12 protein-coding genes are annotated in these 15,445 nt (G+C 71.2%); 6 read left to right on the top strand and 6 right to left on the bottom strand.

Going from position 1 to position 15,445, the window contains the following annotated elements:
• The first annotated feature begins 36 nt into the window (after positions 1-36).
• Together AADR41_RS07155 and AADR41_RS07160 are read left to right on the top strand one after the other, a co-directional pair.
• On the top strand, positions 37-579 hold the full coding sequence (locus AADR41_RS07155; RefSeq protein ID WP_342280521.1) for a CGNR zinc finger domain-containing protein: 543 nt from the start codon (positions 37-39) through the stop codon (positions 577-579).
• A 113-nt stretch (positions 580-692) separates the two neighbouring features.
• On the top strand, positions 693-1,427 hold the full coding sequence (locus tag AADR41_RS07160) for a DUF5995 family protein (protein WP_342280522.1): 735 nt from the start codon (positions 693-695) through the stop codon (positions 1,425-1,427).
• 185 nt (positions 1,428-1,612) lie between these two features.
• On the opposite strand, the gene AADR41_RS07165 is transcribed toward AADR41_RS07160, so the two are convergent.
• From AADR41_RS07165 to AADR41_RS07190, 6 genes are all read right to left on the bottom strand, one after another.
• Positions 1,613-2,545 carry a GNAT family N-acetyltransferase gene (locus AADR41_RS07165; RefSeq protein ID WP_342280523.1) on the bottom strand — a complete coding sequence of 311 codons (933 nt, stop codon included), beginning with the start codon at positions 2,543-2,545 and terminating at the stop codon, positions 1,613-1,615.
• On the bottom strand, positions 2,542-4,737 hold the full coding sequence (locus AADR41_RS07170) for a peptidase C14 (RefSeq protein WP_342280524.1): 2,196 nt from the start codon (positions 4,735-4,737) through the stop codon (positions 2,542-2,544). The genes AADR41_RS07165 and AADR41_RS07170 overlap by 4 nt, the downstream gene beginning before the upstream one ends.
• A gap of 56 nt (positions 4,738-4,793) precedes the next feature.
• On the bottom strand, positions 4,794-5,654 hold the full coding sequence (locus AADR41_RS07175) for an SDR family NAD(P)-dependent oxidoreductase (protein WP_342280525.1): 861 nt from the start codon (positions 5,652-5,654) through the stop codon (positions 4,794-4,796).
• 185 nt (positions 5,655-5,839) lie between these two features.
• Positions 5,840-6,685, bottom strand: coding sequence for an amidohydrolase family protein (locus AADR41_RS07180; protein ID WP_342280526.1), 846 nt, complete (start codon positions 6,683-6,685; stop codon positions 5,840-5,842).
• On the bottom strand, positions 6,682-7,869 hold the full coding sequence (locus AADR41_RS07185; protein WP_342280527.1) for a mandelate racemase/muconate lactonizing enzyme family protein: 1,188 nt from the start codon (positions 7,867-7,869) through the stop codon (positions 6,682-6,684). Before AADR41_RS07185 ends, AADR41_RS07180 begins: the two co-directional genes overlap by 4 nt.
• Positions 7,869-9,239 carry an aspartate aminotransferase family protein gene (locus AADR41_RS07190; RefSeq protein WP_342280528.1) on the bottom strand — a complete coding sequence of 457 codons (1,371 nt, stop codon included), beginning with the start codon at positions 9,237-9,239 and terminating at the stop codon, positions 7,869-7,871. The genes AADR41_RS07185 and AADR41_RS07190 overlap by 1 nt, the downstream gene beginning before the upstream one ends.
• A gap of 304 nt (positions 9,240-9,543) precedes the next feature.
• Between AADR41_RS07190 and AADR41_RS07195 the strand changes: the two genes are divergently transcribed.
• From AADR41_RS07195 to AADR41_RS07210, 4 genes are all read left to right on the top strand, one after another.
• Positions 9,544-10,401, top strand: coding sequence for an IclR family transcriptional regulator (locus AADR41_RS07195; RefSeq protein WP_342280529.1), 858 nt, complete (start codon positions 9,544-9,546; stop codon positions 10,399-10,401).
• Positions 10,402-10,609: 208 nt separating this feature from the next.
• A complete protein-coding gene (locus tag AADR41_RS07200; RefSeq protein ID WP_342280530.1) occupies positions 10,610-12,757 on the top strand; it encodes a peptidase C14 in 2,148 nt (715 codons plus the stop codon).
• Between the two features lie 31 nt (positions 12,758-12,788).
• On the top strand, positions 12,789-14,045 hold the full coding sequence (locus tag AADR41_RS07205) for a Gfo/Idh/MocA family protein (RefSeq protein WP_342280531.1): 1,257 nt from the start codon (positions 12,789-12,791) through the stop codon (positions 14,043-14,045).
• Positions 14,046-14,128: 83 nt separating this feature from the next.
• Entirely contained in the window at positions 14,129-15,385 is a 1,257-nt protein-coding gene (locus tag AADR41_RS07210; RefSeq protein ID WP_342280532.1) for an extracellular solute-binding protein, read from the top strand.
• Positions 15,386-15,445 lie beyond the last annotated feature (60 nt).

Here is a 15,445-nt window from a genome sequence, read left to right on the forward strand (position 1 = left end):
GGGCCGGGCAGCACGGCGCAGAGCAGAGGAGACGCGATGAGCGGCAATGGACCCGGTGACGACAATCCCCGCGGCCTGTACTTCCTGACCGACCTGATCAACACGGTCCAGGACGAGGTCCCGGCGAGCGCGGCCGATCTGCAGGCCGTGCTGGAACGCCACGGCGGCCCGCCCCTCGCCCTCACCGAGACCGCCGCCGGGGAGCTGCGCGACGCCGCGGCGTCGCTCGCCGGGATCCTGGAGCTGAGCGACGAGGACCGTGCGGCCGACGCGATCAACGATCTGCTCGACCGCTACCCGGCCCGTCCCCGTCTGGTCCGTCTGCCCGGCCGCCCCTGGTCGCTCCACTCCCGGGCGCCCGAGGGCACGGAGCCCGCCCGCTGGCTCCTGTCCACGGCCGCCCTCGCCCTCGCGCTCTGGTTCGGCGAGCGCGGGTACTGCGCCTGGGGCCGGTGCGCGGCACCCGGATGCCGCAACTACTTCATCGACACCGGCCGCCGGTCGCCGCAGCGCTACTGCTCGCCCCGCTGCGGCACCCGGGTACGCGTCGCCGCGCACCGCGCGCAGCGCGATCAGTGAGCCGGTCCGCCCGGCCGCACCCCCGGCACGCCGGAGCCGGGACCGTTCGCCCATTGAGATGAACCCCCGGCCCGGCGCTGCCGTGGCGGGTGCCCGGCTGGGACGCTGCCCGCATGGCGCAGTACCAGCAGACACAGGAGCTCCCGGCGGGGGACGGCCCGGTCCTCACCGCTGCCCCCGACATCGACCGGGTGATCGGCCGGATGCGGGCGCTGTGCCCCGCCCGGCCGCCGGTGGGCGGGGCGCAGGACGGGGTGGCTGTGTTCCACCGCGTCTATCTGACGGTCACCGAGACCGTCGGGCGGCAGCTCGCCGGTGGCGCGTTCCCGGACCGGCGGGCCGCCGCCGCGCTGGACGTGCGGTTCGCCGAGCGCTACCTGGCGGTGGCCGACGCCGCGGCGGCGGGAGAGCGGACGCCCGACTGCTGGCGTCCGCTCTTCCGGTACCGCCACCATCCGGGCGTACGGCCGCCGCAGTTCGCCCTGTCCGGCATCAACGCGCACATCGGCCACGAGCTGCCGCTCGCCGTGGTGGACACCTGCCGCACGCTGGGCTGCGCCCCGCCCGATCTGGAGGAGGAGTTCGACCGGGTGGGCGATCTTCTGGTGATGCTGGAGGAGCGGATCCGGGAGGATCTGCTGCCGGGCCCCGAACTGCTGGATCTGGCGGACCCGCTCACCCATCTGTTCGGCTCGTGGAGCCTGGAACGGGCCCGCGAGGCGGCCTGGTCGACGGCGCTGGTGCTCTGGCGGCTGCGTGAGGTTCCGCTGCTCGCCGAGGAGTTCCGTCGCCGGCTGGACGCGGGGGCGGGGCTGGTGGGGCGCTTTCTGCTCACGCCCTGCCGCTGACGGCGAGTCCGCTCCGGGAGGGGCCCCGTACGCCCCACCCGGGGTCTTTCGTTCGGATCGTGCCGGGATCGCGCGCCCCGGCACGATCCGGCCCGATCCGAACGAAAGTCCCCGGGCCCTGCCCGCGAAGCCCTGCCCGGCTCGCGACGCCCTCCGGGCGTACGACGGGACGTCACGGACCCGGCCTAGAAGCAGTCGCCGTACCAGTGGACCGCGCCGGGTGCCGTGACCGTGGCACGCACCGATTCCTCGGTGGCGTGCAGCGGGCGTGCCATGCCCACGCGTTCGGTCACCCGCCAGGTGTCCGACAGCAGCACCGGCAGCGCGGCCCGGACCCCGGGACCGTCGGGGAGGCGGACCCGGGCCCGGCTCAGACCGGCCGCCCTCCCCCGTTCTCCGGCGGCGGCGAACAGCCCGCCCAGGCTCCCGGGGGCGCCCGCGAACTCCCGCACCTCCAGGTACTCCCCTTCGTGCTGGGCCACCAGCCAGCCGGCGAGCGCCCCCGACGCCGGGTCCTGGGCCACCAGCGACCGCTCGACCGGCCCGTACCAGGCGGGCACCCGCACCGCCCAGTCCCCGGCCGCCCGCACCGAGCTGAGCGGCCGGTCCGCGTTGTACGCCCGGTGCAGGGCGGCCACCTCGGCGGTGTCCCGCACGGTGGCCGGGCGGATCCGGAACTCCCCGGCGGCGGGCGAGGGCGCGAGGGTTCCCTCGGTGTACGTGCTGGCGAACTCCTGCCATCCCGAGCCCCGGTAGACGCCCGGTGTCCCGGTGAACAGCAGCGACCAGGCGCACCCTTCGGCCGTCATGGTGTGCTCCGCCGCCTCCAGCAGCCGGCGCACCAGTCCCCGGCCGCGGGCCTCGGGGCGGGTGGCGACGCTGCCGATGCCGCCGACCCGCTGCGGGGTGCCGTCCGCGTCCCGGATCAGCCTGGGCACGTAGACGACGACCGCGTCGATCCCTTCTCCCTCCGCGCTCTGCGCGACGAAGGTGTGACGGTGGCGGTCCGGATCGAGGGCGTGCAGGTCGGCGATCTGCGGCGCTTGGAAGCAGCGCCGCCACAGGGCGGCCAGTGCCGGGTCGTCAGCCGGGGTGGCGGTGCGGATCGTGGCGGTCACAGGGTCAGGTTCCCGTCCGTGCGTACCTTGTCGCCGTCGGCCGGCATCGCGCTGCGCTTCGTACCGTCCTCCACGCAGGTGGTGTGCAGCACCGAGGCCAGGGCGTCCGGAGCGAGGTGGAGGGTGCCGCCGGTGAAGCGGCTGCCGGTCGCCGCGTAGTGGTTCGTTCCGTCGGCGATGCGGACATGGGCGGTGTCCGGGCCGGAGGCGGAGCTGCTGAGACCGTTGATGTCCCAGGTGGTCCGCCCCTCGCCGGCGGCCCGGCCGAGCAGCGCCCGGGCCTTGTTGCTGCCGGTGAGGCGGGTGCCGCCGGTGACGGTGATCCGCTGGTCGCGCACGGCGCTGAGTTCGATGCCGGTGTTGTCGTAGCTGCCGCCGTCGATCCGCAGATCCGCCGAACCGACCGAGAGCGGCGCGGCGTTCTCGGCGCCGGTGACGGTGCAGTCGGTGAAGTGGACGGGGCCCGCCCCGCGCAGGATCGCGCCGTCGACGCCCTTGAACGTGCAGCGTACGAAGTGCACGGGCGCGGTGACCGGGGTCTGGACGAGGACGGCTCCGGCGGGCGGCTCGAAGGAGCAGTCGCTGATGGTGGTGGGCCGGGTGGAGCGCGCGGAGCGCTGGGCGACCGCGAAGGTCTTCGCGGTGCAGCCGCGCACCTGGGCGCCGTCGGCGTTCACCGTGAGGGTGCCGGCCTGGTCGAAGGTGGGGCGGGCGATCACCGTGATGTCTTCGAGGGTCAGGTCGGTGATCTTGGTGTTGGCGGTGAACCAGGAGCAGACATGTCTGCGCACCGTGATCCGCTTCGCCGAAATGCCCCACTGGGCACCGGAGTTGGCGATGTCCATCAGGCCGGAGTTGCCGTCGAAGAGCAGATCGTGCTCGTACTGCCCGTGCGTGGTGAAGGGGTTGCCGCCCGCGTCGTCGCCGTCGCCGTGGCAGTTCACGACGGTGCAGTACGCGGAGGCGGTGAGGTCGTTGAGGTGGCGGACATTGCTGGTCGTGCAGTCCGCGACCCGTCCGTACAGGCAGTAGATCTGCTGGGTGAGGTAGCCCGCGCCGCCGTACTCGACGGTGGGCGGGTTCTTCAGCGAGCAGTCCTCGGTGCGGAAACGGGTGCACCAGCGGCGCATGACGACCGGCCAGAAGGTGCCGGTGGCGTGGATGCCGGAGACGTCGCAGCCCACCGCGTACTCGAAGCTGACCGGGTGGGAGCCGGTGTACTCGTCGGGGCCGGCGCCCTCGAAGACCATGTTGCGGATGTGGGTGTCCCGGACCGGTTCGACGCGGGTCCAGGTGAGGTTGCGGCCGGCGGCGAGTTCCCAGCCGTTGAGGTAGCCGATCCGGATGTGTCCGGCGTCCACGATCTCGGTGATCTCGACCAGCTTCTGCAGTTCGCGTTCGTCACGGCCCCCGCCCGCCACCGGGTCCACCTGCACGGTCCACCACTGACCGACCGCGAACGCCTTGGCGTCGGGGACCGGGAAGGTGTCGGTCAGCTCGATGACCTTGCCGGAGAGCGCGTGCCTGACGGTGGTGTCGGTGACGGTGCCGCGGAAGGAGAGGACGGCGCCGAAGGGGTTGTCGTGGGTGTTCTTCTCGATGCCTTCGGTGCGTATGCGGTGGCCGCCGAAGTCGAGTTCGATGTGGGAGCGGTCGAAGAGGTGGCGTCGGGTGAACAGGAGGTCGGTGTGGGCTTCGATGCGGTGGACGCTGCTGTCGGCGATCATGGCGTCGAGGGCGGCGTCGGCGGGGGATTTGGCGTCGAAGTGGCCGAAGGTGCGGAAGTCGAGGGTGCCGGTGTGGAGCTGGTGCCAGCGGCCGGTCTTCGCGTTCTGCGGGGCGATGACGGTGCCGCCGTTGTGTGCGGCGGTGGACTTCTTGTCCCAGCGGACGGCCATGGTGCCGCCGTCACCGGGGGTGCGGTAGCCGGCGATCAGGACCTGGGTGCCGTCGTCGAGGGGCTTGGTGTTCAGCGCGCGCAGTGCTGCGACCGTGTCGACACGGAGTACGTCGCCGGTGTGCGACGGCGCGGCCTGGGCGGAACCGGCGGCCACGGCCGAACCAGCCACGACCAGACCGGCCAGCCCCGAAGCCCGGAGAAGATTCCGACGGGACGAAGCGGGGGCCGGGCCGGAGGACGAAGCGGGGGCCGGGCCGGAGGACGGAGCGGTGGACGATGCATTGACGGACATGGCGGAGGCGCTCCTCGCGTTGTCGATGCGTGCTCGGGGAGACCGGCGACCGCCGGTCACGGTCGGGGGTCGTGCGGTCGGATCGTGTTGCGGTACGGCGGCATGAAACGCATCCGCGGCATCTGGTCGGCCAGCACTCCCCCGTCGACGACGATGCGGGCCCCGGTGAGATACGCCCCGGCGTCCGAGGCGAGCAGCAGCAGCGCGCCCACGCATTCGTCGGGCTGCGCGTACCTGCCGAGCGGGATGCGCTCGCGGTAAGCGGATTCGAAGGCCTCCCGGTCGAAGGGGAATTCGCCGTCGATGGGGGTCTCGACCATGCCGGGAGCGAGGGTGTTGGCGGTGATGCCGTGCGGGGCGAGCTCGACCGCCAGGGTCTCGGTGAGCAGTTGGGCGGCGGCCTTGGAGGCGTTGTAGTGGGCCAGACCGGCCTCCGCCACCAGTGCGTTCTTCGAGGTGATGGTGATGATGCGGCCGGCGACCGAGTCCGCCGTCATGTGTTCGGCGATGCGCTGGCTGAGGAAGAAGACGGCGTCGACGTTGACCCGCATGATGTGCGACCAGCTCGCCGGGGTGATTTCGTTGAAGCGCTCCAGCGCCGCGGTGCCCGCGTTGTTGACCAGGATGTGCAGCGGTCCCGTCTCGGCGCGTACGGCGTCGACGAAGCCGGGCAGCGCGTCGATGTCCGCGAGGTCCTGGCCGTAGGTGCGGCACCGGCGGCCGAGTGCCTCGATCGCCGCCGCGGTCTCGGCGATGCCCCGGGCTCCGGGCAGGTCGACGAGGACCAGGTCGGCGCCCGCCTCCGCGAGGCCGACGGCGAAGGACCGGCCGAGGCCGCGGGCGGCCCCGGTCACGACCGCGGTGCGGCCGGTCAGATCGAAGCGGTCGGTTCCGCGGGGCGGGACGGCTGCGGTCATGGCGGGGTTCCTCCAGGCGGAGCGGTACGGAGAGGGGTGTGTCGGCTCCGGTACTGGTCGCCGGAGGGGTCCGGGCCGCCGCGCTGGGACACATGGGTGATGGCGCGGCGGCCCGGCTGCCGGTCGGTGCCGGGCGTCAGGGATGACCCCGGCACCGTACCGGCAGGTTCGGAGGAACGGCCGGATCAGCCGTTGAGGCCGAGCAGGTCCAGCGACGGCCGGTGGATGATCTCCTCCACCGCGTCCACGTCGAGCGGCGGCAGCCCGGGGATGCCGGGGATGCGGGCGATCTCCCGCAGCCCCTTCACCGAGTCGTCGACCGTCGTGAACGGGTAGTCGCTGCCGAACATCAGCTTGTGGAAGACCCCGTAGTCCTGGACCAGCCGGAGACTGTGCCAGAGCTGGAAGGGCCGGTAGTGCAGGGCGCTGATGTCCGCGTACACGTGCGGGTGCTTGCGGATGACCGCGATGCACTCGCCCTCGAAGGGGTGGCCGAGGTGGGCGAGGACCATCCGCAGTTCCGGGTGGCGGATGGCGACCGCGTCCAGGTGGCGGGGCATCGCCCACTCCAGCGGCGCGCTCGACACGAAGGTCGTGCCGGTGTGCACCAGGAGCGGGAGACCGTGCCGTTCGGCGTACGTGTACAGCTCGTCGTACTCCTCGGCGGCCGGGTCGAAGCCCGCGTACATCGGCATCAGCTTGATGCCGCGCAGGCCCAGTTCCTGGTGGCCGTGGCGGAGTTCGTCCTGCCAGCCGGGCTGGGTCGGGTCCAGGGAGAGATAGCCGATCAGCCGGTCGGGGTGCGCTCCGGCGTACGAGGCGACGGCCGCGTCGTCGACCCAGAGGCCGCTGCGCCGAGCCTTGCCGCCGACGACGATCGTGCGGGTGCCCTCGGGGGCGGTGGCCTCGTACTCCTCCCACTTCACCGTGAGGTCGACCTCGCCCGCGTGGGCGCGGGCGGAGTCGGACCTGAACGGGTCGGTGAAGTCGTGGCTGTGCCGGAAGAGGTGCGAGTGGACGTCGACGATCATGTCCGGTTCCGCTTCTCCCAGCCGTCCGCGAACATGTTCCAGAAGCGGTGGGTGGGCGGGTGTTCCTCGAAGACCTCGTCGACGAGCTCGACACCGAGACCCGGTGCGGTCGGCAGGCCGATCCGGCCGTCGACGATCGGGAGGGTGCCCTTGAGCGCGTCGAAGACGTAGTCCTCCAGGAGACCGTCGAAGGTTTCCAGGATCTTGAAGTTGGGGATTCCGAGCGTCGCGTGCACCGAGACGGTGGTGCAGAGCGGCGAGTTCGAGTTGTGCGGGGCGACGAGCATGCCGTGGGTATCGGCGATCGCGGCGAGCTTCCTGACCTCGGTGAAGCCACCGGCCATGGAGAGGTCGGGCTGGATGATGTCGACGGCGTTCGTCGCGAAGAGCTGCTTGTACTCGTAGCGGTTGTGGAAGTGCTCACCGCCGGAGATCGGGAACGCGGCGCGCTGCCGCAGTTCCGCGTACCGCTCGATGTGGGTCCACGGCATCGGCTCCTCGAACCAGCCGATGTCGAAGGGCTCCAGCTCGCGCACCAGCCGGGCCGCAGTCGGCATGGCGAACCGGGCGTGGCCCTCGATGAACAGGTCGACGTCCGGTCCGATGGCCTCGCGGACGGCGGCCACGAGATCGACGGAGCGGCGCAGTTCGGCCCGCTCCAACTCGTGCAGGCCGGGGCCGAACGGGTCGAACTTGAGGGCGGTGAAGCCCTTCGCCACGATCTCCTTCGCCTTGGCGGCGAAGGTCTCGGCGTCGCGCTCGCCGTTGTACCAGCCGTTGGCGTACACGCGTACGTCGTCGCGGCAGGCGCCGCCGGTCAGCCGGTAGGCGGGGACGCCGAGGGCCTTGCCCATCAGGTCGTACATGGCCTGGTCGAGGCCGGACAGGACGACGCCGCCCATGTCGCCGCCGCGCAGGAAGTCGCCCTGGTAGACGCGGAGCCAGAGCTCCTCGATGTCGAAGGGGTCGGCGCCGATGAGGTGGCGCTGTGCCAGTGCCTCGGTGAGGGCGCAGACCTCGCGGACCCGGTAGGGGTGGGTGATCTCGCCGATGCCGGACAGGCCCTCGTCGGTGTGGACCCGGACATAGCCGAAGTCGCGCCAGGAGGTGCCGAGCATCAGGGTCTCGACGCGGGTGATCCGGCCGGCGGGGCCTGCCGGGCGGGTGCGGTTGACAGTCAGCATCAGCGGGTCGCTCCGCCCATGGTGGAGGTGTTCTCCAGGTCGCGGGCGCCGCCCTCGGCGAGCACGGCCTTGACCGCGGCCTCGGTGCCCTCGACGAGACGGTCCACGTCGGCGTCGGTGTGGGCGTAGCTGATGTGGCTGCGCTTGAGGTTGAGCGGCAGCTCGAACAGGCCGTGGTCCAGGAGTTTGCGGCGGTAGCCGACGAACAGCGAGGCGTCGTTGTTCAGCAGGTCCGCGTAGGTGCGGGGGGCCTCGCCCGGCATGAAGTAGCTGACGAAGACGGAGCCGTAGCCGGTGACGACGGCGGGGACGCCGAGGCGCTCGTACAGTCCGGTCAGTTCGGTGCGGACCCGCTCGCCGAGCCGGAAGACGTGCTCGTGGACCGGCTCCTCGCGCAGCTTGCGCAGGGTGGCGAGGGCCGCGGCGACGACGGACGGGTGGCCGTTGTACGTGCCGGCGAAGAAGGCGGGGGCGCCGGGGCGGGTGGAGAAGAGGTCCATCAGGTCGGCGCGGCCGCCGATCGCGCCGACGGGGGCGCCGTTGGCGATCGCCTTGCCGAGGGTGGTGAGGTCGGGGGTGACGCCGGAGATCTTCTGCCAGCCGCCGATGTCGTGGCGGAAGCCGGTGATGACCTCGTCGAAGATCAGGATGCTGCCGGCCTTCGTGGTCTCCTCGCGCAGCGTGGTGAGGAACTCCTGGTACGGCAGGAGCGCTCCGACGTTGTGCGGGACGGGCTCGACGATCACGGCGGCGATGTCGGAGCCGTGCTCGGCGAAGGTGCGGCGGACGGCCTCGCTGTCGTTGAACGGCAGGACGAGGGTGGCTTCGAGGACCTCGGGCAGGATGCCGGTCGAGATCGGGTCGTGGCCGCCGACCTTCTCGGGCGCGGAGATGACGTTGAGGCTGACCGCGTCGTGCCAGCCGTGGTAGCAGCCCTGGAACTTGACGACCAGGCGGCGGCCGGTGGCGGCGCGGGAGACGCGCAGCGCGTGGAACGTGGCCTCGCTGCCGGTGCTGGTGAGCAGCACCTTCTCGATGGAGGGGATCAGCTCGGTGAGCTGTTCGGCGAGGAGGACCTCGCCCTCGGTGACACCGACGCCCATGTGGCCGAGGGTGGCTCCGGCCTCGGCGGTGGCGCGGGCCACGTCGGGGTCGTTGTGGCCGAGCAGGGGCGGTCCGAACGCCGAGTGGAAGTCGGTGTACTCGCGTCCGTCGGCGGTACGGAACCGTGCGCCGTCCGTCCCCGTGACGACCAGGTCGGTCAGTCCGGGAACACTGCGCTGACCGCTGTTCACGCCGCCGGGTACGACCTGGCGGGCGCGCTCGGCGAGTTGGGCTCCGGATTCGTTGTCCACCGGGCCTGAACTCATATCGCTTGCTCCTTGCGTCGAGAGTCGTCGGTCTTCGCAGGCCCTGCCCGGCCTGTGAATCCCTGGCGCCATCCGCCCGGCAGTCGCCGCAGGAAAGGGATGATCCGTGGTGCTTGGGGTGGTACTCGGGGTGGTGCGTTTCGCTTTTCCAGAACGCTGTTCTGTAGAGCAGAACAGTGCCTGGATATTACGTCCGACTTCGGGGCCGGTCAAGACCTTTCCGGGCTCAGGAAGGCCCGATTCCGCGCCTTCTTGACCGAGAACACACGTTCCTGACCTCCCCGAGGGACTAGGCTGTTCTGCTATGACGAACAGTGCTGCCCCAGAAGAACCGAAGTACTGGGTCAAGAGCGTGGCCAGGGCAGCGGACATCCTCGAAGCGCTCGCCGCCCCCGCACAGGGGAACGGCCTGAGCGTCACGGAGGTCGGCCAGGCCTGCTCCATCTCCAAGAGCGCCGCCTTCGGCATGCTTCAGACCCTGCGCGCCTACGGCCTCGTCTCGGACGACGGCGAGGGGATGAACCGCCGCTACCGGCTCGGCATGAGCCTGGCCCGGCTCGGCGACCGGGCCCGCTCCCAGGTGTCGCTGCGCGGCGTCGCCCACCCGGTGCTGCGCGAACTGACCCGGGCCACCGGGATGGCGTCCAGGCTCGCGGTCCCCGAGGACGGCCACGCGGTCGTCGTGGACCAGGTCGAGCTCGACCAGCGCGTCCGGCTCGATCTGCGGATGGGGCAGCGCGAACTGCCGCACTGCACGGGGCTGGGCAAGGCGCTGCTCTCCGCCGTGCCGCCCGGCGAGGCGGCCGCGGTCGTCGAGCGGTTCGGGCTGCCCCGGCGCACCTCCCGCACCATCACCGACCCGGCGACCTTCCTGTCGCATCTGCGCGACATAGCCCGGGTCGGCTACGCCCTGGACGACGAGGAGGACGCCGAGGGCATCATCTGCATCGGCGCGCCGGTCTTCGACGACCGTTCGGTGTGCGCCGGGGCCGTCTCGATCACCGGCCTCAAGCTCGGCCTGCCGGCCTGGCGCTACCAGGAACTGGGCGGCCAGGTACGGGACGCGGCCCGCCGGATCAGCGTCTCGCTCGGCTGGGTCGACGAGCCGGACGGCACCACGTCCGACAGCGACACGTCGCATTCCGACGGATTCGGGTCTTGACCAAATGGCTTAACCCGCCGTAGGTTCCCTGCCAACCGCGGTGACACTTCGAGGTCACCGGCGTTTTACCCCTTCCGACCCGGTTCCGGCGCCTGCCCATCGCGCCGTGGACACTCGACGGCCGGACCCTTTTCAGCCATCCGCCTCATGGCAGTCCCCCGCAGGAACGCTCCCTCACTTGTCGCACTTCTCGGAAGGCGAAGTCCGCATGAGCGTTCCGCAGCAACACACCCCCGCTTCGTCCCGTCGGAATCTTCTCCGGGCTTCGGGGCTGGCAGGTCTGGTCGTGGCCGGTTCGGCCGTGGCCGCCGGTTCCGCCCAGGCCGCGCCGTCGCACACCGGCGACGTACTCCGTGTCGACACGGTCGCAGCACTGCGCGCGCTGAACACCAAGCCCCTCGACGACGGCACCCAGGTCCTGATCGCCGGCTACCGCACCCCCGGCGACGGCGGCACCATGGCCGTCCGCTGGGACAAGAAGTCCACCGCCGCACACAACGGCGGCACCGTCATCGCCCCGCAGAACGCGAAGACCGGCCGCTGGCACCAGCTCCACACCGGCACCCTCGACTTCCGCACCTTCGGCCACTTCGACGCCAAATCCCCCGCCGACGCCGCCCTCGACGCCATGATCGCCGACAGCAGCGTCCACCGCATCGAAGCCCACACCGACCTCCTGTTCACCCGACGCCACCTCTTCGACCGCTCCCACATCGAACTCGACTTCGGCGGCCACCGCATACGCACCGAAGGCATCGAGAAGAACACCCACGACAACCCCTTCGGCGCCGTCCTCTCCTTCCGCGGCACCGTCACCGACACCACCGTCGAGCACACCCTGAGCGCGGCGATGCCGGACCTGTCGGACCTCTTCGAGGTCGGTGACTCGTCGAAGTTCGCCGTGGGCCAGTGGTGGGCCGTGGAGATCAACGCGCTGGCCGGGAAGTACGAGAAGGAGATCCAGCGGCTCGTCCAGGTCACCGACGTCGTCGACTCGACGCACGTCCGGGTCAACTACCAGATCGGCTGGGACCTGGCCGCCGGCCGGACCCTGACCTGGACCCGCGTCGAGCCCGTCGACCGCGCCCACGTCCGCAACATGGTCTTCGAGGGCTGGGGCGAGGACGAGATGACCGGCTCGCACCCGGTCGCCTACGAGTACGCGGTGCGCTGCGACGTCTCCGGCATCGAGGCCATCGGCACCTTCTGGCCGGTGGTGATGCGCCGCTGGTGCACGTACTACCGCACCGAGCAGTGCTCGCTGACCAACCCGAAGTCCGTCACCTACGGCGGCGCGGGCTACCTCACCCAGCAGATCTACTGCCTGTACGGGCACGTCGAGGACTGTCACACCTCCAACGCCCGTCACCTCAACGACTTCACGGCCTCCGCCTACTGCTACGTCACCAACTGCCACGGCGACGGTGACGACGAGGGCCCGTTCGTGACGCACGGTCAGTTCGAGCACGACCTCGTGTACACCGGCAACTCCGGCCTGATGACCTTCGCCAACTCCGGCGCGGCCTGGGGCGGCAGGGCCAAGCGGATCACCGTTCGCCGGCACGCCTGCTCCTGGTTCGTGGCCCGGGTCAAGATCACCGATCTGACCCTGGAGGACGTCCTGGTCGTCGGCAAGAAGTCGCTCGCCGGCTCCGGAATGCTCTGGGTCAACGCCGACGGCGTGCAGATGCGCGGCTGTACGGCCACCGGTCCGCTGATCGTCTCCCGGGCCTCCGACCTCTCCGCCCGGCCCAATGTGATCGCCGACTCCTCCTTCGCGTTCGCGGCGGGCGCGGAGATCTCCCAGGCCAACGTCACCGCCCCGCTCACCATCCAGCGCAGCGTCCTGAAGGGCGTCGACGGCGCGGTGTTCAACGGCACCGGCCCGCTCACCCTGGACCAGTGCACGCTGACCGGCTCCAAGGACACCGCCCCGGTCTCGCTCGCGCACTCCGAGGTCACCGTGCTGGGCGGCGAACTCCGCGACACCGGGCTGAAGCTGACCTCGGCGAAGGACCAGCGGCTGCGCGTCGACGGAACACGGCTGAGCGGCACCAACAAGGACGGCGCCCTGCTCGCCCGTACCGGCTCCGGACGGACCGTCGACTGGCAGCTCACCGGCCTCGACTCGACCGCGCCCAAGGGCACCGCCCATGTGCTGGTCACCGAGGGCCCCAACCGCTACCGGGCCACCGGCTCCACCTTCACCGGCGGCCGGATCGAACTGCGGCCCGCGGCGTTCACCGGTGGCAGCCATCTGCTGCACACCGGCTGCGTCGAGGACGGCACCGAGCGCACCGCGCTGCCGGACGAGGGCGACCGCGTCGCCCACACCGCGGCCACGCTGCGCATCTGACCACCACGCCCATCGAGCACCAGGGATTCCCGTGTCCACGCATACCCCGATCACCGGCCGGCCCGTACGGGTCGCGCTCGTCGGCGCCGGCAACCGCGGTCTGACGTACGCCGAGTGGATCAAGGCGCACCCCGAGCGCGCCGAGCTCGTCGCCGTCGCCGACCCGCGCCGCGCGGCGCGGGCCGCCGCCGGCGCACCCGTCGAGTTCGACGACTGGCGGCCGCTGGTCGAGAACCGCATCGCCGACGCCGTCGTCGTCGCCACCCAGGACCGCTTCCACGTGGAGCCGGTGCTGGCGCTGGCCGAGGCCGGTTACGCGATCCTCGCCGAGAAGCCCCTCGCCCCGACCGAGGAGGAGACCCGGCGGATCGTCGAGGGCGTGGAGCGGTCCGGAGTCCTGTTCGCGGTGTGCCACGTGATGCGGTACACCCCGTACACCGACCTGGTGAAGGAGGTCGTGGACTCCGGGGTGCTCGGTCAGCTGGTCTCCCTCGACCATCTGGAGCCGGTCGGCTGGTGGCACTACGCGCACAGTTATGTGCGCGGTCCGTGGCGCAGCGAGAAGGACTCCTCCCCGATGCTGCTCGCCAAGTCCTGTCACGACCTGGACTGGATCACATACGTGATGGGCGGCCGGATCGAGCGGGTGTCCAGCTTCGGCGGGCTGAAGCACTTCCGGCCGGAGAACGCGCCGGCCGGATCCGCCGAGCGCTGCCTCGACTGCGCGGTGGAGTCCGGCTGCCCGTACAGCGCGCTGAAGCTGTACATGCCGACGCTGCGCGAGAAGGGCGCGGTCTGGCCGGTCACCCATGTCACCGAGGCGACCGACGAGGCCGGTCTCGTGCAGGCGCTGCGCGAGGGCCCGTACGGCGTCTGCGCGTACCGGAGCGACAACGACGTGGTCGACCACCAGGCCCTCGCGATGGAACTGACGGACGGAGTGACCGCCACCTTCCAGATGGTGGCGTTCACCGAGCAGACGCACCGCCAGACCCGGATCTTCGGCTCGCACGGCTGGCTGATCGGGGACGGCGAGCGGGTCACGGTGCAGGACTTCCGGACCGGCGAGACCACCGTCCATGAACTCGGCACGTCCGGTTCGAACGCGGCCGACGGGCACGGCGGCGGGGACGCCGCGCTCGTCGAGGCGTTCGTCACCGCCGTCGCCACGGGTGACGCCGGGGCGGTCCGCTCCGGTCCCGCCACCTCGCTCGGCAGTCATCTCGCGGCGTTCGCCGCCGAACGTGCCCGGCACACCGGCACCGTCCAGACGGTCCCGGCGCAGTGACTCCCCCTGAAGGGCCTGTTGTTCGGACCGGACCGGGCTCGCCCTCTTCCCGCCCCACCCTCACGTCCTCGGAGGACCACCTCATGTCCCGTCTCCTCACCCGCCGTTCCAGAGTCCGCGCCGTCGCCGCCCCCGTGGTGGCCACCGCGCTGGCCGCCGGAGTGCTGGCCGGCTGTTCCGGCAGCGGCAGCGACGACAACACCGTCACCATGTGGACCTACCCGGTCATCTTCGACGAGGCCAAGAACAAGGCGTACTGGGACGGCCTGGTCAAGGCGTTCGAGAAGGACCACAAGGGCGTCAAGGTGAAGGTGGAGACCTTCCCGTGGGCCAACCGCGACACCGCGCTGGCCACCGCGATCGCCTCCGGCAAGGGCCCGGACGCGGTCTACCTGATCCCGGACCAGCTGCCGAAGTACGCCAAGAGCATCGTCCCGGCCGACGACTACATGCCGGCCGACGCCAAGTCGGACTACACCGACTTCGCGCTGAAGTCCGTCACGGTCGACGGCAAGGCGCTCGGCACCCCGATCCTGACCAGCGCCAACCCGCTGATCTGCGACAAGCGGGTGTTCGCCGCGATCGGCGAGAAGACCTACCCGACGAGCTGGGCGGACCTGGAGGCGCTGGCCCCGAAGCTGAAGGCGAAGGGCTACTACGCCACCAGCTACAGCGGTGACACCCAGCAGACCCTGAACATGACCTTCTACCCGCTGCTGTGGCAGGCCGGCGGCGACGTCTTCTCCGAGGACGGCAAGAACGTCACGTTCAACGACGCGGCCGGTGTGAAGGCGCTGACGTACCTGAAGAAGCTGGTCGACGGCGGCTACACCGACAAGGACCTGGTCACCACCACCCCGAAGCTGGAGCAGACCCCGACCGCCAAGGGCAAGGTCGCCTGCACCTGGCAGAACACCCCGGCGGACGTCGAGCCGTTCTGGGGCAAGGAGAACATCGTCGTCCAGCCGCCGCTGAAGGACGCGAAGCCGGTCGGCTACGGCACGGTCGGCGCGCTGTCGATGCTGAAGGGCGCCGACAAGAAGAACACCGGTGACTGGCTGAACTTCGTCGCCGAGTCGAAGAACGCGGCCGGCCTGCAGAAGGGCGCGGGCTACTTCCCGGCCCGCAAGTCCGGCGGCGACCTGTACCCGGGCGACGCCCTGCAGACGGCGGTCGGCGCGACGCTGCCGAGCATGACCGTGGGCCCGCTCCAGGACAAGGCCCGTGAGGTCCAGGGCGTGCTCGCGCCGGAGATCCAGGCGGCGCTGCTGGGCAAGAAGAGCCCGCAGGAGGCGCTGAACGCCGCGCAGAAGGCCGCGCAGGCGATGCTCGGCCGCTAGACCGGTCCCGGTACCGGGGTCCGACCGCACTCGGGCCCCGGTACCGCCCCTCTCCCGGGG

Source organism: Streptomyces sp. CLV115 (assembly GCF_038448545.1).
Classification (GTDB): domain Bacteria; phylum Actinomycetota; class Actinomycetes; order Streptomycetales; family Streptomycetaceae; genus Streptomyces; species Streptomyces sanglieri.